At 64.8% G+C, this 17,070-nt stretch carries 18 protein-coding genes and 1 tRNA gene; 9 read left to right on the plus strand and 10 right to left on the minus strand.

What is annotated here, in order from left to right; all coding sequences use genetic code 11:
• Window positions 1-247: 247 nt before the first annotated feature.
• The 3 genes from HFP57_RS17210 to HFP57_RS17220 all read left to right on the plus strand — a co-directional run bounded on the left by HFP57_RS17210 (window position 248) and on the right by HFP57_RS17220 (window position 4,970).
• Entirely contained in the window at window positions 248-2,719 is a 2,472-nt protein-coding gene (locus HFP57_RS17210) for an Rne/Rng family ribonuclease (RefSeq protein ID WP_176870948.1), read from the plus strand.
• Window positions 2,720-2,824: 105 nt separating this feature from the next.
• A complete protein-coding gene (locus HFP57_RS17215) occupies window positions 2,825-4,180 on the plus strand; it encodes a M48 family metalloprotease (protein WP_176870949.1) in 1,356 nt (451 codons plus the stop codon).
• A gap of 22 nt (window positions 4,181-4,202) precedes the next feature.
• Entirely contained in the window at window positions 4,203-4,970 is a 768-nt protein-coding gene (locus tag HFP57_RS17220) for a DsbA family protein (RefSeq protein WP_176870950.1), read from the plus strand.
• A gap of 194 nt (window positions 4,971-5,164) precedes the next feature.
• Here the strand turns inward: HFP57_RS17220 and HFP57_RS17225 are convergent, their stop codons facing one another.
• Window positions 5,165-5,806 carry an RlmE family RNA methyltransferase gene (locus HFP57_RS17225; protein ID WP_176870951.1) on the minus strand — a complete coding sequence of 214 codons (642 nt, stop codon included), beginning with the start codon at window positions 5,804-5,806 and terminating at the stop codon, window positions 5,165-5,167.
• Window positions 5,803-6,885 (minus strand): Ppx/GppA phosphatase family protein, encoded by a 1,083-nt coding sequence (locus HFP57_RS17230; protein ID WP_246263221.1) that lies wholly within the window; start codon window positions 6,883-6,885, stop codon window positions 5,803-5,805. The genes HFP57_RS17225 and HFP57_RS17230 overlap by 4 nt, the downstream gene beginning before the upstream one ends.
• Before the next feature lie 145 nt (window positions 6,886-7,030).
• Between HFP57_RS17230 and HFP57_RS17235 the strand changes: the two genes are divergently transcribed.
• Both HFP57_RS17235 and HFP57_RS17240 read left to right on the plus strand, forming a co-directional pair.
• Window positions 7,031-7,104 (plus strand) — tRNA-Gln (locus HFP57_RS17235).
• 118 nt (window positions 7,105-7,222) lie between these two features.
• Window positions 7,223-8,566, plus strand: coding sequence for an ABC1 kinase family protein (locus HFP57_RS17240; RefSeq protein WP_176870952.1), 1,344 nt, complete (start codon window positions 7,223-7,225; stop codon window positions 8,564-8,566).
• A gap of 34 nt (window positions 8,567-8,600) precedes the next feature.
• Here the strand turns inward: HFP57_RS17240 and HFP57_RS17245 are convergent, their stop codons facing one another.
• From HFP57_RS17245 to HFP57_RS17270, 6 genes are all read right to left on the minus strand, one after another.
• Complete coding sequence (locus tag HFP57_RS17245) at window positions 8,601-8,927, minus strand: PspC domain-containing protein (RefSeq protein WP_176870953.1); 327 nt, start codon at window positions 8,925-8,927, stop codon at window positions 8,601-8,603.
• 21 nt (window positions 8,928-8,948) lie between these two features.
• Window positions 8,949-9,695, minus strand: a complete 747-nt coding sequence (locus tag HFP57_RS17250) for a PspA/IM30 family protein (RefSeq protein WP_176870954.1) — start codon at window positions 9,693-9,695, stop codon at window positions 8,949-8,951.
• Window positions 9,695-9,856 (minus strand): hypothetical protein, encoded by a 162-nt coding sequence (locus HFP57_RS17255; protein WP_176870955.1) that lies wholly within the window; start codon window positions 9,854-9,856, stop codon window positions 9,695-9,697. The genes HFP57_RS17250 and HFP57_RS17255 overlap by 1 nt, the downstream gene beginning before the upstream one ends.
• Entirely contained in the window at window positions 9,853-10,140 is a 288-nt protein-coding gene (locus tag HFP57_RS18220; RefSeq protein ID WP_176870956.1) for a PspA/IM30 family protein, read from the minus strand. The genes HFP57_RS17255 and HFP57_RS18220 overlap by 4 nt, the downstream gene beginning before the upstream one ends.
• The gene (locus tag HFP57_RS17265; RefSeq protein WP_176870955.1) at window positions 10,140-10,301 is read right to left on the minus strand and encodes a hypothetical protein; all 162 of its coding nucleotides are present in this window, start codon (window positions 10,299-10,301) and stop codon (window positions 10,140-10,142) included. The genes HFP57_RS18220 and HFP57_RS17265 overlap by 1 nt, the downstream gene beginning before the upstream one ends.
• 280 nt (window positions 10,302-10,581) lie before the next feature.
• Window positions 10,582-10,884, minus strand: coding sequence for a hypothetical protein (locus HFP57_RS17270; protein WP_176870957.1), 303 nt, complete (start codon window positions 10,882-10,884; stop codon window positions 10,582-10,584).
• A 125-nt stretch (window positions 10,885-11,009) separates the two neighbouring features.
• On the opposite strand from HFP57_RS17270, the gene HFP57_RS17275 reads away from it, so the two are divergent.
• Both HFP57_RS17275 and HFP57_RS17280 read left to right on the plus strand, forming a co-directional pair.
• On the plus strand, window positions 11,010-11,888 hold the full coding sequence (locus tag HFP57_RS17275) for a cytochrome b/b6 domain-containing protein (protein WP_176870958.1): 879 nt from the start codon (window positions 11,010-11,012) through the stop codon (window positions 11,886-11,888).
• The gene (locus HFP57_RS17280; RefSeq protein WP_176870959.1) at window positions 11,888-12,658 is read left to right on the plus strand and encodes a molybdopterin-binding protein; all 771 of its coding nucleotides are present in this window, start codon (window positions 11,888-11,890) and stop codon (window positions 12,656-12,658) included. Before HFP57_RS17275 ends, HFP57_RS17280 begins: the two co-directional genes overlap by 1 nt.
• Here HFP57_RS17280 and HFP57_RS17285 read toward each other — a convergent pair.
• On the minus strand, window positions 12,655-13,383 hold the full coding sequence (locus tag HFP57_RS17285; protein ID WP_176870960.1) for a hypothetical protein: 729 nt from the start codon (window positions 13,381-13,383) through the stop codon (window positions 12,655-12,657). The genes HFP57_RS17280 and HFP57_RS17285 overlap by 4 nt on opposite strands.
• A gap of 117 nt (window positions 13,384-13,500) precedes the next feature.
• Window positions 13,501-14,712 (minus strand): toxic anion resistance protein, encoded by a 1,212-nt coding sequence (locus HFP57_RS17290; RefSeq protein ID WP_176870961.1) that lies wholly within the window; start codon window positions 14,710-14,712, stop codon window positions 13,501-13,503.
• 154 nt (window positions 14,713-14,866) lie between these two features.
• Between HFP57_RS17290 and HFP57_RS17295 the strand changes: the two genes are divergently transcribed.
• The gene (locus HFP57_RS17295) at window positions 14,867-15,790 is read left to right on the plus strand and encodes a glutaminase (protein ID WP_176870962.1); all 924 of its coding nucleotides are present in this window, start codon (window positions 14,867-14,869) and stop codon (window positions 15,788-15,790) included.
• Between the two features lie 251 nt (window positions 15,791-16,041).
• Window positions 16,042-17,058 (plus strand): zinc transporter ZntB, encoded by a 1,017-nt coding sequence (locus HFP57_RS17300; RefSeq protein ID WP_176870963.1) that lies wholly within the window; start codon window positions 16,042-16,044, stop codon window positions 17,056-17,058.
• Window positions 17,059-17,070 lie beyond the last annotated feature (12 nt).

The following is a 17,070-nucleotide window of genomic DNA, read 5'->3' on the forward strand; positions in this document are numbered from 1 at the left end:
TGCATGAGGCACACACTTCCCGAACGACAGGCGATGCGCGAACCGCGCCGTCTTGCGTTCGTGACAGGTCGTCCCGCCCCCGAGGCCGGACATGCCGACGCAGCAGAAGCGATTTTTTCCAATTCACCCCGAATGGGCGCGACGCCAAGTGCAATCGAGCACGGCGTGGTCGCATATCGCCCATTCCCATCAATTCGCATGCCCGCCCGCTCAACTCGGCCGGCCCGGCATGTTCGGAGACAAATACATGGCAACGCGTATGCTGATCGATGCGCGCCACCGGGAAGAGACCCGTGTGGCCGTCGTCAAGAACAACCGGATCGAAGAATTTGATTTCGAATCCGAAGAGCATAAACAGCTCAAGGGCAATATCTATCTAGCCAAGGTTACCCGCGTCGAACCGTCGCTCCAGGCGGCATTTGTCGATTACGGCGGCAACCGGCACGGCTTTCTCGCCTTCAGCGAAATCCATCCCGATTATTACCAGATCCCGAAAGAGGATCGCGACAAGCTGCTCGCCGAAGAGGTCGAACAGGCCAAGCAAGAGGCCAAGCTTCGCGAGGACGAAGACGCGGAACAGGCGAAAGAGGATGCCGCGGAGTCCGACGAGGAGGGCGAGGAGCCCGAGGTCGAGGAAACCGGCGACGCCGACGCCGACGAAGAGCCGCAGGACGAACCGTCGGTCCAGAATATCCGCAAGCGCCGGATGGACCTGCGCCGCCGCTACAAGATCCAGGACGTTATTCGCCGCCGCCAGGTGCTGCTCGTTCAGGTCGTCAAGGAAGAGCGCGGCAACAAGGGCGCGGCGCTGACCAGCTATCTCTCGCTCGCCGGCCGATACTGCGTGCTGATGCCCAATACCTCGCATGGCGGCGGGATCAGCCGGAAGATTTCGAACGCTTCGGACCGCAAGCGCCTGAAATCGGTCATTTCCGATCTCAACCTGCCCGATACGATGGGCTGCATCGTCCGCACCGCGGGCATGACGCGGACCAAGACCGAGATCAAACGCGATTTCACCTATCTCGCCCGGCTCTGGGACGAAATCCGCGACGCGACACTCAAGGCGACCGCGCCGGAAAAAATCTACACCGACAGCGATCTGATCAAGCGCGCGATCCGCGATATCTACAATCGCGATATCAACGAGGTGATCGTCGAAGGCGAGGAGGGCTACAAGGCCGCCAAATCCTTCATGAAATTGCTGATGCCGAGCCATGCCCGGCGCGTGCAGCAATATGTCGATGCGACGCCATTGTTCCAGCGCTACCAGGTCGAGGACCAGCTCGCGGCGATGTACCAGCCCGTCGTCCAGCTCAAATCGGGCGGCTATCTGGTGATCAACCCGACCGAGGCGCTGGTTTCGATCGACATCAACTCGGGCCGCTCGACGCGCGAGCACAATATCGAACAGACGGCGCTCAAGACCAATATCGAGGCGGCGCGCGAAATCGCCCGCCAGCTGCGCCTGCGCGACATGGCCGGGCTGGTGGTCATCGATTTCATCGACATGGACCACCGTTCGAACAACCGGAAAGTCGAAAGCGCGCTCAAGGATGCGCTCAAGAACGACCGGGCGCGGATCCAGGTGGGGCGGATTTCGTCCTTCGGCCTGCTCGAGATGAGCCGTCAGCGCCTGCGCACCGGCGTGCTCGAGGCCTCGACGCACGAATGCCCGCATTGCGAAGGCACGGGCCTGATGCGCACGGCCTCGTCGGCCGGGCTTTCGGCGTTGCGCATGCTCGAAGAGGAAGCGGCCAAGGGCAAGGGTTCGAAGCTGGTGCTCACCTGTTCGCGCGACGCGGCGGTCTATGTCCTCAATTCCAAACGCAAGGAACTGGGCGAGATCGAGGAACTGTACGGCGTTTCGATCGAGGTGCTGCCGGATCGCGCGCTCGAAGGCGCGGCGATGGATGTCGTCGCTTCGGGCCCCGCGCCGACCAAGAAGGTCGAGATCGTGCCGCTCGCGCTGGATGACGATGACGACGACATTGTCGACGAGATCGACGAGGAAGAGGACGAGCAGGAAGAAAAGCCCCGCTCGCGCCGTCGCCGGGGTCGCCGGGGCGGACGCAGCCGACGCGGCAAGCCGAAATCCGCCGACGCCGAAAGCGAAAGCCAGGAGAAGGACGAAGACGAGACGCCCGAAGCCGGCGACGGCGATGGCGCGGAAGCGTCCCGCAAGAAATCGCGCCGGGGACGGCGCGGCGGCCGTCGCCCGAAGGGCTCGCAGGAAGCGCAGGACGGCGAAACGCAGACGGACGATACGGCCGAGGCTGCGGAAGACGCGTCGGCGGCAGATGCTCCGGAGGCCGAGAAGGCTGACGCGGAGGCGGCCGAATCGGAGAAACCCAAGCGCCGCCGCTCGCGCAAAAAGGCCGATGCCGAGGCCCAGCCGGAAGAGGCGAAGGCCGATGCGGAACCGGCGACCGACGCCGAAGCCGAAGAGAAGCCAAAACGCGCTCCGCGACGCCGCCGCAAGGCGGAACCCGAGGCAGCTGCCAAGACCCCGGCAGTCGACACGCCGGCCGACGCCGATGAAACCGCACCCGCCGAAGCGGAAGCGGCGCCCGCCAAGCCGAAGCGTTCGCGCAAGAAGCCCGAAAAGGTCAATGGCGGCGAAACGGTGGCCAGCGACGATGCGCCCGCGGCCGATGAAAGCGGCGGCGGCGATCAGCCCGTCCGGCGCGGCTGGTGGCAGCGGACCTTCGGCGAGTAACGACCGATGACCGCCGGGACCCTGTTTTCATCCCCGGTTCAGGCGCAACGCCCGACAGTGCCGGCAATGACTGGGTCCCGTCAGATTTTCGCTGTTTCGGCGAATATGGTTCTGCGTCTCGCGCTCGTGACGCTGCTCAGCCTCGTCCTGGCCGTCCGCCCGGTGGCGGCGCAGTCGATCCTGCGGGATGCCGAGACCGAAACCCTGCTGAACGACATGGCGGCACCGCTGGTCGAGGCCGCCGGTCTCGAGCCCAATGGTTTCGAGATCGTGCTGGTCAGCGATACGAGCATCAACGCCTTCGTCGCCGGCGGCCAACGCGTGTTCATCCATTCGGGCCTGATCATGGCCGCCGACAATGCCAATGAGGTCCAAGGAGTCATCGCGCACGAGATCGGGCATGTGACGGGCGGCCATTCGATCGCGATCCAGGATGCCGCAGGCAATGCCGGCGGTATCAGCCTGTTGTCGCTGCTGCTCGGCGCGGCGGCGATCGCGGCGGGCGCCGGGGAAGCGGGACTGGCCGTGCTTTCCGCCGGTTCGCGGGCCGCGCTCGGCAATTTCCTCGCGTTCAGCCGGACCCAGGAAGCGACGACCGACCTTGCCGGCGCGCAATATCTGTCGGCGGCCGGGATCAGCGGGCGCGGCAGCCTGGCCTTTTTCCGCCGGCTCCAGAATCTCGAATATCGCCTCAATATCCCGCAGGACAACAGCTATAACCGCACCCACCCGCTGACCGGCGAACGGCTCGCGATCCTCGAAGAGCTCTACCAGAACGACCCGGCCTGGAACGCGGAGACAGATTCGGAACTCGAAGCCCGTTTCCAGCGCGCGCGCGCGAAGCTGATCGGCTTCGTCCAGCAGCCGGAACAGACGCTGATCAATTATCCGGAAAGCGATACGTCGGTGCCCGCGCGCTATGCCCGGGCCTATGCCTGGCACAAGCAGGCCTTCCCGGATCGCGCGCTGGCGGAAGTCGATTCGCTGCTCGCGGGCGCGCCGGACGACGCCTATTTCCTGGAGCTGCGCGGCCAGATCCTGCTCGAATCGGGACGCCCGGACGAAGCCTTGGCGGACTTGCGGATGGCGCTCGCCAATTCGCGCAATCATCCGCTGATCGCGTCGCTGTTCGGCCATGCGCTGATCGCGACCGAGGACGAGGAACATCTGGTCGAGGCGCGGCGGGTGCTGCGCACCGCGGTCCAGCGCGACAATCGTAACCCCTTTGCCTGGCGGCGGCTCGGCTATATCTATTCGCAGGAGGGCGATATCGCGCGCGCCTATCTCGCGACGGCCGAATATGCGACCCTGGCCGGATCGCCGCAGGAGGCGCTGGTCAATGCGCGCCAGGCCATGCAGGGCATTCCGCAGGGCACGCCGGACTGGCTGCGGGCGCAGGATATCGCGTTGATCGCCGAGAGCGTGATCGAGGAACGAGGCGGCCGGCGCCGCAACCGGTGAAACAGATGAACGGAACGAACGGATGAGCGCCAATCGATGGATCGTGAGCGGAGCGGTGGCGCTGGTCGCCGCGATTGCCGTCTTCTTCTTCCTCCGCGCCGACGAAACCGAGGCGGCCGACGGCCAGACGCCGGTCAGCCTTCCGGCAGGTCTCGAGCGGTCCGAACTCGAAACGGTTATCCGCGAGTATATCCTCGCCAATCCCGAGATCATTCCCGAAGCCATGGAGCGGCTGCAGGAACGCCGGATGGTGCAGATGATCTCCTCGGTGCGCGACGAGCTGGAAACGCCGTTCGAGGGCGCCTGGGCGGGCGCGGCCGACGCCGATGTCACGATCGTCGAATTTTTCGATTATGCCTGCGGTTTCTGCCGCACAAGCCTGCCCGATATCGAACGGCTGATCGCCGAGGACGACAATGTCCGCGTGGTGTTCCGCGAGTTGCCGATCCTCAGCCAGGAAAGCGTCGATGCGGCGCGGGTCAGCCTGTCCGCAGCGCGCCAGCGCGAATATTTCGATTTCCACAAGGCGATGTTCGATGCCGGGCGGCCGGGCGACGCGACGATCGCTGAAGCCCAGCGGAGCGCCGGGCTCAACCCCGCGCAGGTCCGGCGCGATGTCAGCGATGCGGCGATCGAAACCGAAATCCGCAACAACCGCGAACTGGCCGGCCGGCTCGAACTGACCGGAACCCCGGCCTTCGTCGTCGGGGACCGGATCTTGTCGGGCGCGGTGGGTTACGACCGGCTCAGGGAGGCCGTTGCCGAGGCGCGGGCATCGTCCGGAGACTGATTTCGTCGGAATTTCCCCATGGGGAAATCGCCGCACCGGGATTCGGTTTGTCAGAATTTTCCTCGTGGAAAATCGCGGCACCGGCCCGCACCCCCTCCCGGCCTCCCACTAGGTATACTCAATGGGAGGCCGGGAGGGGGTGCGGGCCGGTGCCGCGCCTGAGGCGATAGCCGAAGGTCTGACAAAAATATCCGCTAATCCCGGCCCTTGAAGCCTTTCGCGACCACATACCATTCGGACGAGCCCTTGCGGCTGGCGGGCGGCTTGGCGTGCTTCACCGTCGCGAAGTTGCGCTTGAGCTCGGCGACCAGCGTGTTGTCCGCGCCGCCGGCGAGTACCTTGGCGAGAAACGTGCCGCCGGGACGCAGCACCTCTGTCGCGAACAGCGCGCCCGCCTCGACCAGCGCCATCGTCCGCAAATGGTCGGTCTGTTTATGGCCGACGGTATTCGCCGCCATGTCCGACATCACAAGATCGGCTTCGCCGCCCAGCGCCTCGGTGAGTTTCGCGGGCGCCTCGTCGTCGAGGAAATCCATCTCGAAGATCGTGACCCCCTCGATCGGGTCGGTGGGCAACAGGTCGATACCGACGATCTTGGCGTTTGGCACCTTGCGCCGCGCCGCCTGCGACCAGCCGCCGGGCGCGATGCCGAGATCGACGATCCGCTGCGCGCCCTTCAACAGCCCGAACCGCTCGTCGAGCTCGACCAGCTTATAGGCCGAGCGCGCCCGATAGCCGTCGGCCTGGGCACGTTTGACATAGGGATCGTTGATCTGGCGCTCGAGCCAGCGGCGCGAGGATTCGGAGCGGCCGCGCGCCTTGCGAACCTGTTTCATCGGGCCGCTTTCGCGGCCGGCCGCCCGTCACGGGCCATCATCGACCGCAATATGCCCTCGCGGATGCCGCGATCGGCGATGCCGATGCGTGCGGCCGGCCAGATGTCGAGGATCGCCTCGAGGATCGCACAGCCGGCGACGACGAGGTCGGCCCGCTCGGCGCCGATACAGGGTATCTCGGCCCGCTCGGGCACCGATTTGTGCGCGAGATCGGTGCTGACCGTGCGCAGCGCGTCGGAGGGCAGGATCAGCCCGTCGATCTTGCTGCGGTCGTAGCTGGGCAGTTCGAGATGGACACTGGCGAGCGTCGTCACCGTGCCGCTCGTGCCCAGCAGGCGCGGCTGATAGCCGATCGTCGGCAGGGTCGAGGCGAAATCGGCAAAGCTCGCGGCGACCCGGTTGCGCATGCGCTGATAGGTGTCGAGCCTGTCCTCCAAGGTCGTCAGGTCGTTGAATTCCTTTTCCGCGAGACTCACCACGCCCCAGGGCGCGCTGTACCAGGACAGGATCTCGGGCTCGTCTCCACCCGGCTCGATCAGCACCAGCTCGGTCGAGCCGCCGCCGATATCGAAGATCAGCGCCGGACCGTCGCCCGGTTCGAGCAGGATGTGACAGCCGAGCACCGCCAGCCGCGCCTCTTCCTCGGGACTGATGATATCGAGCGCGATGCCGGTTTCCTCGCGGACGCGGCGGACGAAATAGCGGCCGTTCGCAGCCCGGCGGCAGGCTTCGGTCGCGACCGAGCGGGACAGGCTGACATGGCGGCGGCGCAGCTTGTCGGCGCAGATCGAGAGCGCCGCGACCGCCCGGTCGATGGCCGCGTCGCTCAGCCGCCCGGTTTTCGACAGGCCTTCGCCCAGCCGGACGATGCGCGAAAAGGCGTCGATCACCGTGAATCCGTCCTCGGCCGGGCGGGCAACCAGCAGCCGGCAGTTGTTGGTGCCGAGATCGAGCGCGCCATAGCTGCGCCGGTTGTGAAATTTGTGACCGTTGCGGGGGGTGTGGCGGTGCCGACGATTGTCCGCGGCGCCCGGGCCGGGGCCGGTCTGCGGATCGGGGCTGGCGATATTGTCGTCCACGCCGTTACTTCTTCTGACTCTTATGTTTTCCGAAACGGCTGGTGCCGCCGGTACTTGGAAGTCAGACTAGCGCAAAGAGGCGCAAAAGGGCAAGCGGAGCGGATTGACAGGATTTGCCGGGCTGCCTATGTCGCCGCCTCCCGTTTGCCCCGTCGTCTAATGGTAAGACTACGGACTCTGACTCCGTCAATCGTGGTTCGAATCCACGCGGGGCATCCAGCGGGCCGTTTTTTCCGACATCGCGATTCCGACCATGGCCCAAAGGCCATCGATGCAATCGGGCAGGGGACGCCTATATCGGCAACCGTTCCCTTCCATCGGCCGAACAGTTGCATCCATGACCGACCAGCCTTCGAAACGCCGATCGCGCAGCGTACCCAGGAGCCGGCTTTCGCGCCTGGGCTCCTTCGGCCGGCTCGCGGGCAGCGTCGCGGGCGGGGTTCTCGCGGAGGGCACGCGGCGGATCGCCTCCGGCGAAAGGCCGCGCATGCGCGATCTGGTCATGACGCCGCGCAATTTCTCGAAACTCACGGAGCGGCTGTCGCATTTGCGCGGCGCGGCCATGAAGCTCGGCCAGATGATATCGATGGACGCGGGCGACATGCTGCCCCGGGAACTGGCGGAGATCATGGCGCGGCTGCGCGACCAGGCGCATCATATGCCGCCCGGCCAGCTCAACCGCGTGCTCGAAAGCGAATGGGGACGCGACTGGCGCGGCCAATTCGCCCATTTCAATGCCACGCCGCTGGCCGCCGCGTCGATCGGCCAGGTCCACCGGGCGACGACGAAGGACGGCCGGGCCCTGGCGATCAAGGTGCAATATCCGGGCGTGCGCGAAAGCATCGATGCCGATGTCGACAATGTCGCGACCCTGCTTCGGGTTTCGGGACTGCTGCCCAACGAACTCGAAATCGGGCCGTTGCTCGAAGCGGCCAAGACGCAGCTGCGCGCCGAGGCGGATTATCTGCACGAAGGCGCGCAGATGCGCGATTATGCCGCATTGCTCGACGGCGATCCCGATTACCTGGTGCCGGGCCTGCAGACCGACCTCACGACCGGCCGCGTGCTGGCGATGACCTTTATCGAAGGCGTGCCGATCGAACGCGCCGTCGGCGAAAGTCAGGAGCGTCGCGACGCGCTGATGGAGGCCTTGATCCGGCTGGTACTGCGCGAACTGTTCGAATTCGGCGTCATGCAGACCGACCCCAACTTTGCGAATTACCGTTATCAGCCCGATAGCGGGAAGCTCGTCCTGCTCGATTTCGGTGCGACACGCCCGGTCGCGGCGGAAACCGCCAATGGGTATCGCGATCTGCTCGCCGCCGGCCTGTCCGAAGACCGGGACGCGGTACGCGCCGCGGCGATCGCGGCGGGCTTTATCAACGAGACGGCGGTGGTGCGCCATCGCGTGCTGGTGGACGAAATGATCGATATCATCGTCGAGGAGATGAACCGGCGCGACGCCTTCGATTTCGGCGACCGGGCCTTTGTCTCGGTGTTGCGCGATCAGGGCATGGCGGTGGCCGAGGATCGAGCGAGTTGGCACATTCCGCCCGCCGATACGCTCTTCGTCCAGCGCAAGATCAGCGGCACGGCGCTCATCGCGGCGCGGCTCAAGGCCCGGGTCGATGTGCGCTCGATGGTTTCAGACTATCTCGGGAACAGCGTTTCGCCCGCCTGACCGGGGCGGCTGCCCAGCCCCTGGATCGCGCCGTTTAGCGGAGCGCATCGATCTCGCGGGACAGCGCACTGTCGCGATGGGCGAGCAGGCGGCTGGATTCGGAAAGATAGCGGCGTTCGGTGCCGATATAGCGGGCCTCGCTCGCATAATGCGCGCGTCGATTGGCCTTGGCGCGGTGCAGCGCCCAGCCGGCGATCAGATAGGCCGGGATGATCCAGGCGGTGACGAAGATGGTCAGGGCGACCGTTGCGATCCGCACCCACAATGCCCGGACGCCGAGCGAATTTCCGATCGCGGCACATACGCCGAGAACCCGGCGCTCCTGCTTCACGACGGCGTTTCTTTCGTAGCGATATCCCATCTCCAGTCTCCCTTTCCTGTTCTAGGCGGCCGGACGGGCCGTCTTTTTGCGTAATTCTTCGAGTTCCGCATCGATCCGCGCGGCGACCACCGGGTCGTCCTCGGGGCGCGGCTCGGGCTCGGCGCCGAGCGCGGCGGCTTCGGCATGACCCTCGGCCGCGTCGACCTTCCGCTCCAGATCGTCGAAGCGGGAAAAGGCGTCGTGCAATGCGCCGCCGTTCAGTATTTCGCGCAGCCGGATGCTGTTTTCGGCGGATTCGAGGCGCGCGCGGATGGCGCTCCGGCGGCGGCAGGCCTCGCTCAATTTCGTCTGGAGCCGCGTGATATCGGCATGGTTGGTGTCGATCGACTTGGCGAGCGCGTCGCTTTCCGCGGCGATCTCCGCGGCGCGCGCATCGGCCTTGCCCTTTTCGACGAGCGCCTGGCGCGCCAGATCGTCCCGATCCCGCGACACCGCGAGTTCGGCCTTTTCGTGCCAGCTTTCGGCGATCTTCCGCAGCCCCTCACGGGCCGCCAGCAATTCCTTGTGGTCGGCGATCAGCCGCGCGGTGGAGGCGCGTGCATGGACGAGCGTTTCCTCCATTTCGCAGATGATCATCCGGATCATCTGCTCCGGCTCCGGGCTGTGATCGAGCATCTCGCTCAGATTGGCGGCGAGAATGTCGCGCATCCGCGAGAAGAGCCGCGCGCTCTGGCTGCGGATCGCGGGCGCCGCATAGCTGCGCGCCGAATCCGCGGCGAGCGGAGCAAGATCGAGCCGCGTGGCCATTAAGCCACGCCGCCCGGGTTGGTGAAGGAAGCGATCGGCACCGGGCTGTTCGCGCCGCCCGCCTGGACGGGTCCGACCGTACCGAAGACGCACATCGCCGAAACCGCTGCCGCGGCGACGACGGCGAAGAGCCGGTGCTGCAATCCGAGTTGGTTGTTCATTTTCGATCTCCTGAACCTTGGCCTGTTTGCACTGTCCCGGCTTGTGCCGGTAACGACCTAACCAATGAGGCGCGTGCATGGACGAGCGTTTCCTCCATTTCGCAGATGATCATCCGGATCATCTGCTCCGGCTCCGGGCTGTGATCGAGCATCTCGCTCAGATTGGCGGCGAGAATGTCGCGCATCCGCGAGAAGAGCCGCGCGCTCTGGCTGCGGATCGCGGGCGCCGCATAGCTGCGCGCCGAATCCGCGGCGAGCGGAGCAAGATCGAGCCGCGTGGCCATTAAGCCACGCCGCCCGGGTTGGTGAAGGAAGCGATCGGCACCGGGCTGTTCGCGCCGCCCGCCTGGACGGGTCCGACCGTACCGAAGACGCACATCGCCGAAACCGCTGCCGCGGCGACGACGGCGAAGAGCCGGTGCTGCAATCCGAGTTGGTTGTTCATTTTCGATCTCCTGAACCTTGGCCTGTTTGCACTGTCCCGGCTTGTGCCGGTAACGACCTAACCAATGCAGAAGCCGTGCCAATTATGGGAAATGGCTGTTTTTCAGGAGTTTGGCGATATTTCGATCGGCGAAAACCGAGGATTAGCGCCGAATAATGGTGGATTTTACCAACTTATGGTTTCGTGTTTTCGCGTCGGAACAGCGGAGATTAGTTCCGACGCTCCGCAACGGGGAAGGGGCGACCCGGGCGCGTTCTTTGGCACCCGGGCCTTCCGCTTCCTAGAATTCGACTTCGAGCGAGGAATCGCCCTCGGTGCTGACATTGGCGTCGACATTGCCTTCGCGGATATCCAACTCGGCGCCTTCGGGGTCGACGCTGAGGCGCGAGCCGTCATCGGCGTCGGCCATCGGCGCGGTATCCTCGGCGAGCGGATCGGCGGGCATCTCCGGCGCAGCGCCATAGGCGTCGTCCGCGCTGGTCTCCACCGTTTCGCCTTCGGCGGTAGCGGTTTCGTCGCCGGCACAGGCCGCCAGGCCGAGGCCGGCCGACAGCGAAAGGGCGATGAGAATGGGCTTGTTCATGTTATTTACCTCCATAGTTCCAAGCCAACGCGCGCCGGGGCGCACTGTTCCATCCGGTTTGACCTGTAACGGCAGGGGCATATGGTGCGAATGGCAGGGCGACGGCATCAAAAAGGGGCTGGGAAATGGCGAGAGACGATGGCGAAGCGGCCGATCCGCAGCCCGGCGAACTGGTAAAGCGTCATCGGCTGTCCACCCGGCTCTGGCACTGGACCAACGCGGTCGCGATTATCGTCCTGCTGATGAGCGGGCTTTCGATCTTCAACGCGCATCCGCGGCTCTACTGGGGCAGTTATGGCGCGAATTTCGACGAGGCCTGGCTCGAAATCTACAATGAGGACAATCGCGGCTATCTGGAGATCGGCGACCGGCGCTGGGACACGACCGGCGTTCTCGGCCGCTGGACCGAACCCGACGGCGATATCTCGACCCGCGCCTTTCCGCACTGGTCGACAATCCCCGGCTATTACAGCCTGGCGACCGGGCGGCTCTGGCATTTCTTCTTCGCCTGGATCTTCGTGCTGGCCGGGCTAGCCTATTGGGCCTGGAGCTTCGCCAACCGCCATGTGCAGCGCGATCTCGCGCCCAGGCGCAAGGAGCTTTCGCCCAAACATATCTGGCACGACATCAAGGAGCATGCCCGGCTGCGCTTCCCGACCGGGGCGGCGGCGCTGAGTTACAACATATTGCAGAAGCTCAGCTATCTGATCGTGCTGTTCGTGCTGCTGCCGCTGATCGTGCTGACCGGGCTCACCATGTCGCCGACGATGAACGCGGCCTGGCCATGGCTGCTCGATATTTTCGGCGGGCGCCAGTCGGCGCGCTCGATCCACTTCATCGTCGCCTTCCTGATCACCGCCTTTATCGCGGTGCATCTGATCATGGTCGTGCTCGCCGGGCCGTTCAACGAGGTCCGCTCGATGATCACCGGCAAATTCCGCCTGCCCAAGGAGCGAGACGCGAAGCCCGCACCCGCCCAACCCCAAGCCGAGGAGGCCGCCTGATGGCCATCATCACGAACCGCCGCAAGCTGATCGCCGGACTGGGCAGCTCCATGCTGCTCGCCGGCTGCGACAGCTGGAGCCGGAGCGATAGGGTGAAAAACGTCCTCGCCTCGGCCGAGGGGCTGACGATGCGTGCGCAACGCCTGATCACCGACCGGAACGCGCTGGCGCGCGAATTCACGCTGGCGGATCTCTCCCCGCGCTTCCGCGCCAATGGCAGCCGGACCGCCGAAACCGCGCAGGGCGCCGATTATCAGACGATGCTCGCGAACAATTTCGCCGATTATCGCCTGCAGGTGGACGGGCTGGTCCGGCGCCCGCTGTCGCTGTCGCTCGCGGACCTGCGCGCCATGCCGAGCCGCACCCAGATCACACGCCACGATTGCGTCGAGGGCTGGAGCGCGATCGGCCAGTGGACGGGCACGCCGCTCTCGCGCATTCTCGATCTTGCCGGGCTGCGCGATTCCGCCAACTATATCGTCTTCCATTGCGCCGATACGCTGGGGCGGGCGAACCGGCCCTATTATGAGAGCATCGACCTGATCGACGCCTTCCACCCGCAAACGATCCTTGCCTATGACATGAATGGCGAACAGCTCCCCGAACGCCACGGCGCGCCGCTCCGCGCGCGGATCGAGCGGCAGCTCGGCTACAAGCATGCGAAATTCGTGATGCGGCTGGAAGCGGTCGAGAGCTTCGACGCCATCCATGGCGGCAAGGGCGGCTATTGGGAGGATGTCGGCAATTACGCCTGGTATGCGGGGATTTAAGCCTTTTCCTCGTCCCGCATATCCTCGTCGCCGCGATATTTGAGTTCGAGGAATTTGCCCTGGGTTGCCAGCGCGTCGAGCTCGCCGCTCGCCAGTTGCTTTGTCATGCGGCCGATCTCGTCCTCGACGATATCGAGGCCTTCGACCAGCTGCTTTTCGGGCGTGCGACCGCCATGGCTGGGATCGCGGCGCAGATGGTCGGGGACGCGTTTATAGCCTTCGACGAGTTCGGGCAGTTCGACGCCGACGAGCCGGCGCACTTCGACGGCCGCGGGTTCGCGGGGATCGAGATTGGCGAGCTGCGGGCGCAGTTCCTCGAGCCGCACGGCGATCGCATCGAGCTTGCGGTTGGCCGGGGCGGGCAGGGCGAGCCGCTGCTTGGCCAGCCATTGTTCGGTATTGGAAGGGAGGGCCGGAAGCTCGCTCTCCATAAGCTTTTCCTGCGTCACCGCCGGTTCGCGGCCCGAGATCAGCACGCCGACCAGCACGAAGAAGGTGACGAGCAGGGTCAGCATCATCCAGGCGAATCCGAAGCTGCCGAGGAACAGGCCGGTCACCGTCATCCCGACGATCGCGACGATCGCGATCAGGATGCCGCGGCGCAGCCGGCGCAGAAAGGCCTGCTGTCGGCGCTGGCGCTGGCGGCGGGCGAGCTCGCGCGCCTGCGGCGAGACGCGGCGGAGCAGCTCGTCGGCCTGGGCGAGAATACGGTCGCTGGTGGTCATTTTTCAGAATCCGATGAAACCGTTAGTGCTGAGCCTGTCGAAGCACGACCTTCGGCGGAGAAACGCCCTTCGACAAGCTCAGGGCTTACGGAACTGGGCGGCCGGTCTTTCAAAACATCACCCCTCGAGCGCTTCGAACGGCGTGGCCTGGCTCTTCGCCGCGCCTTCGGCCCGGGCGATATAGCCTTTGGATTTCTCGACCTCGCCGGAGAGGACGGTCACCGTCTGCTTCATCGAGCCCAATGCCTCGAGCTTGAAGCGGTCGATCTCGTCCATCGTGTCGTAGATATTCTGGAAGGCGCGCTGCAGCGTTTCGATCGGGATGGTCGAGGAGGCGGCCTGCTGATGGACGTCGGCGGTCGTCGTGCGCAACATCTCGCCCGTCGAATCGATCATGTTCGCGGTCGTCTCGTTGAGCGCGGTGATCTGGCCGAGGACGAGCTTCTGGTTGGTCATCGCCTGGGCGACGGTCACGGCGGTGCGCAGCGCGCCCACGGTCGTCGTCGAGGCGCGGTCGACCCCCTTGACCAGCTCGACGTTATTTTTCTTGACGAGATCGAGCGCGAGATAGCCCTGCACCGACACCGCCATCTGGGTGAGCAGATCCTGGGTGCGCTGGCGGATGTAGAAGAGCGCGGTTTCCTTGATAGCCTTCGATTTTTCCGGATCGGTGGTTTCCAGCTCGACCGCCTTTTCCTCGAGCTTCGCGTCGAGCGCCTTGGCGACATAGATCATCTGCTCGAGCCGACCCATCGCGTCCCACAGCTTCTGCCGCTCGACCGAGATCGCCGCATTGTCCTTGATCAGCTCGTCCTTGCCCGAGGCGAGGCGCTTCAGAATGGCCGCGATATGGTTCTGCGCGGACTTGTAGGAATCGAAATAGTGGCGCAGCTTGTTGCCCCAGGGAATGATTCCGAACAATTTGCGTCTCGACGTCAGGTCGCCCCGGGAACCGGGATCGAGATCCTCGACCGTGCGGCGCAGTTCGGAGAGGTCCGTGCCGATCGCCGAATTCTCGTCCATCGAGCGGACGGGCCGATCGAGAAAGCGGTTCGACTGACCGGCCGCGTCGGCGATTTCCTTGCGGCCCATATTGGTGATCTGGTCCACCTTCTCGCCGAATTCGGGGCTGTTCGCGTCGAGCCCGACCAGCTCGTCCACGAAACCGTTGACCTTCTGGTCGAGTTTCGCCTGTTTTTCGGGTTCGACGGGCACGAGCCCGGCCGCCTTTTCGGCGGTCACCGCCGGCACGGGATCGGGCGCATCGAGCGTCAGGCCCGTATCGACCTTGGTGGCTGTGGTGGTTTCATTCGCCGGTGTGGTAGCCATGGGTGTTTTCCTTCTCCTCGGACTGGCCCCTAGATGCCGTCCGGGCGCGGTTTTTTCAAGGTGCGTATTATCGATATAATACACCTGGGGCAATATGTCACCTACAGGCCGATAATGTTTGGCTTTTGGGTCGGTTCGGCGGCATGAAGCCCGGATGGACATCGACGAGATTCTCGAAAAAGTGGCGGACGCAGTCGAGCCGCACCGCGGCGGCGGCAAGGTGGCCGATTATATCCCGGCGCTCGCCTCGATCGACCCGGACAAGTTCGGCCTCGCCATCGCGACCAAGGACGGCGCCTGCCACAAGATCGGCGATGCCGACGAATGTTTCTCGATCCAGAGCATCTCCAAGGTCTTCACTTTCTCGCTCGCGTTGCAGAAGGTCGGCGACGGATTGTGGAAGCGGGTGGGGCGCGAACCGTCCGGCTCGGCGTTCAACTCGATCATCCAGCTCGAGCATGAAAAGGGCATACCGCGCAATCCGCTGATCAATGCCGGCGCGATCGTCGTCACCGATCATCTGGTCGAGAATGGCGATGCCGATGCGACGATCGAGATGCTGCTCCGCGTGCTGCGCGATCATGCCGAGGACCAGAGCGTCGATATCGATTACGAGGTCGCGAAATCCGAAAGCGAGACCGGCGCGCGCAACCGCAGCCTCGCCCATTTCATGGCGAGCTTCGGCAATCTCGACAACGAGGTGGAGGTCGTGCTCTCCGCCTATTTCCGGCATTGCGCGCTGGCGCTGTCGTGCAGCCAGCTCGCGCGCGCCGCGCTGTTCCTCGCCTTTGACGGCAAGGACCCGGTGACCGGCGAGCGCATCCTCACGCCGCAGCGCTGCCGCCGCATCAATGCGGTGATGATGAGCTGCGGCCATTACGACAATTCGGGCGATTTCGCCTTCCGCATCGGCCTGCCCGGCAAGAGCGGCGTGGGCGGCGGCGTGCTGGCGATCGTGCCGGGCGAGGGAGCGGTCGCGGTCTGGTCGCCGGGCCTGAACGACGCGGGCACGTCGACCGTCGGTTCGATCGCGCTCGAGGCGCTGGTCGCGGAGACCGGCTGGTCGGTCTTCGGGTAGCAGGGTTCGGGGTTCCGGCAATGATCGAGGGTCATTTCGTTCTAGGAACTCGTCATTGCGAGGAGCCGTAAGGCGACGCGGCAATCCAGGGCCGCAAAGCGCGTCGCCTGTTGCTCTGGATTGCTTCGCTACGCTCGCAATGACGAAGCCCAGAACAAAGTAGCAATCGTCGTTCGGTTCCGAAATGTCGTGCGAGACAGCCCAATCTCTCGACATTTGGCGTCTCGCCGGGTCTGGCCTAGGATCGCGAAATGACCGGAACCGCCGATAACCTGACCGATCGCGCACCGCTCGAAGAGACGGAAGGCCTCATCTTCGCCTGTTCGCTCGACGGTGCGGGCGGGGCGAAGCGGATCGGCTGGGACGGCGTGGAGAGCTGGACGCCCGAAGACGCGCCGCTCTGGCTGCATGTCAACGGCGCGGCGGATCGCGTGCGGGACTGGCTGTCCGGCGCCGGCGGGCTGACCGAGCCGACCGCCGGCGCGATGCTGAGCCCCGAATCCCGCCCGCGCGTCTTTCACGGAGCCAAGGGCTTCGTCGTGATCCTGCGCGGCATCAATCTCAATCCGGGCAGCGCGGTCGAGGATATGGTCGCGCTGCGCATGTGGAGCGACGGCAGACGGCTGATCACGGTGCGCGAGGAAAAGCTGCGCACGGTCCGCGATCTCTACGAGAGATTGATCGCAAGCGATAACGGACCCAGGACGATCGCCGAACTGTTCGTCGAGTTGGTCGACCGGCTGACCGAACGGATCGGTTCGGTGGTTCTGGAATATGACGACCGGCTGGACGCGATCGAGGCGCAGGCGGATCAGGGGGATCCGGAAGATCTTCGCCGGCAGCTTGGCAATCTGCGGCAGGAATTGGTCGGTTTGCGCCGTTATCTCGGCCCGCAGCGCGAGGCGCTGAACCGGATGATGGCCGAAGCGCCCGACTGGATCGACGAACGCCAGAAGCTGACATTGCGGGAGACGACCGACCGGTCGCAGCGCCATATCGAAGAGATCGACGCCGCGCGCGAACGGGCGATCGTGCTGAAGGACGATGTCGCCAACCGGCTCAACGAACAGCTTAACCGCAACCTCTATGTCTTGTCGATCGTCGCCGCGATCTTCTTGCCGCTGAGTTTTCTGACGGGTCTGCTGGGGATCAATGTCGGCGGCATGCCGGGCGTCGATGACGGTGACGCCTTCTGGATCACCTGCGCGGCGCTCGCGGTCCTGCTGATCGTCGAGCTGTTGATTTTCCGCAAACTCAAATGGCTTTGAGAAACGATTGCA

Source organism: Parasphingopyxis algicola (assembly GCF_013378075.1).
In the GTDB taxonomy this organism is placed as follows: domain Bacteria; phylum Pseudomonadota; class Alphaproteobacteria; order Sphingomonadales; family Sphingomonadaceae; genus Parasphingopyxis; species Parasphingopyxis algicola.

Excerpts from the sequence above, each read along its gene's own strand:
- HFP57_RS17210 (WP_176870948.1), top strand. The coding sequence starts at position 248 with ATGGCAACGCGTATGCTGATCGATGCGCGCCACCGGGAAGAGACCCGT.
- HFP57_RS17215 (WP_176870949.1), top strand. The coding sequence starts at position 2,825 with ATGGTTCTGCGTCTCGCGCTCGTGACGCTGCTCAGCCTCGTCCTGGCC.
- HFP57_RS17220 (WP_176870950.1), top strand. The coding sequence starts at position 4,203 with ATGAGCGCCAATCGATGGATCGTGAGCGGAGCGGTGGCGCTGGTCGCC.
- HFP57_RS17225 (WP_176870951.1), bottom strand. The coding sequence starts at position 5,806 with ATGAAACAGGTTCGCAAGGCGCGCGGCCGCTCCGAATCCTCGCGCCGC.
- HFP57_RS17240 (WP_176870952.1), top strand. The coding sequence starts at position 7,223 with ATGACCGACCAGCCTTCGAAACGCCGATCGCGCAGCGTACCCAGGAGC.
- HFP57_RS17245 (WP_176870953.1), bottom strand. The coding sequence starts at position 8,927 with ATGGGATATCGCTACGAAAGAAACGCCGTCGTGAAGCAGGAGCGCCGG.
- HFP57_RS17250 (WP_176870954.1), bottom strand. The coding sequence starts at position 9,695 with ATGGCCACGCGGCTCGATCTTGCTCCGCTCGCCGCGGATTCGGCGCGC.
- HFP57_RS17255 (WP_176870955.1), bottom strand. The coding sequence starts at position 9,856 with ATGAACAACCAACTCGGATTGCAGCACCGGCTCTTCGCCGTCGTCGCC.
- HFP57_RS18220 (WP_176870956.1), bottom strand. The coding sequence starts at position 10,140 with ATGGCCACGCGGCTCGATCTTGCTCCGCTCGCCGCGGATTCGGCGCGC.
- HFP57_RS17265 (WP_176870955.1), bottom strand. The coding sequence starts at position 10,301 with ATGAACAACCAACTCGGATTGCAGCACCGGCTCTTCGCCGTCGTCGCC.
- HFP57_RS17270 (WP_176870957.1), bottom strand. The coding sequence starts at position 10,884 with ATGAACAAGCCCATTCTCATCGCCCTTTCGCTGTCGGCCGGCCTCGGC.
- HFP57_RS17275 (WP_176870958.1), top strand. The coding sequence starts at position 11,010 with ATGGCGAGAGACGATGGCGAAGCGGCCGATCCGCAGCCCGGCGAACTG.
- HFP57_RS17280 (WP_176870959.1), top strand. The coding sequence starts at position 11,888 with ATGGCCATCATCACGAACCGCCGCAAGCTGATCGCCGGACTGGGCAGC.
- HFP57_RS17285 (WP_176870960.1), bottom strand. The coding sequence starts at position 13,383 with ATGACCACCAGCGACCGTATTCTCGCCCAGGCCGACGAGCTGCTCCGC.
- HFP57_RS17290 (WP_176870961.1), bottom strand. The coding sequence starts at position 14,712 with ATGGCTACCACACCGGCGAATGAAACCACCACAGCCACCAAGGTCGAT.
- HFP57_RS17295 (WP_176870962.1), top strand. The coding sequence starts at position 14,867 with ATGGACATCGACGAGATTCTCGAAAAAGTGGCGGACGCAGTCGAGCCG.
- HFP57_RS17300 (WP_176870963.1), top strand. The coding sequence starts at position 16,042 with ATGACCGGAACCGCCGATAACCTGACCGATCGCGCACCGCTCGAAGAG.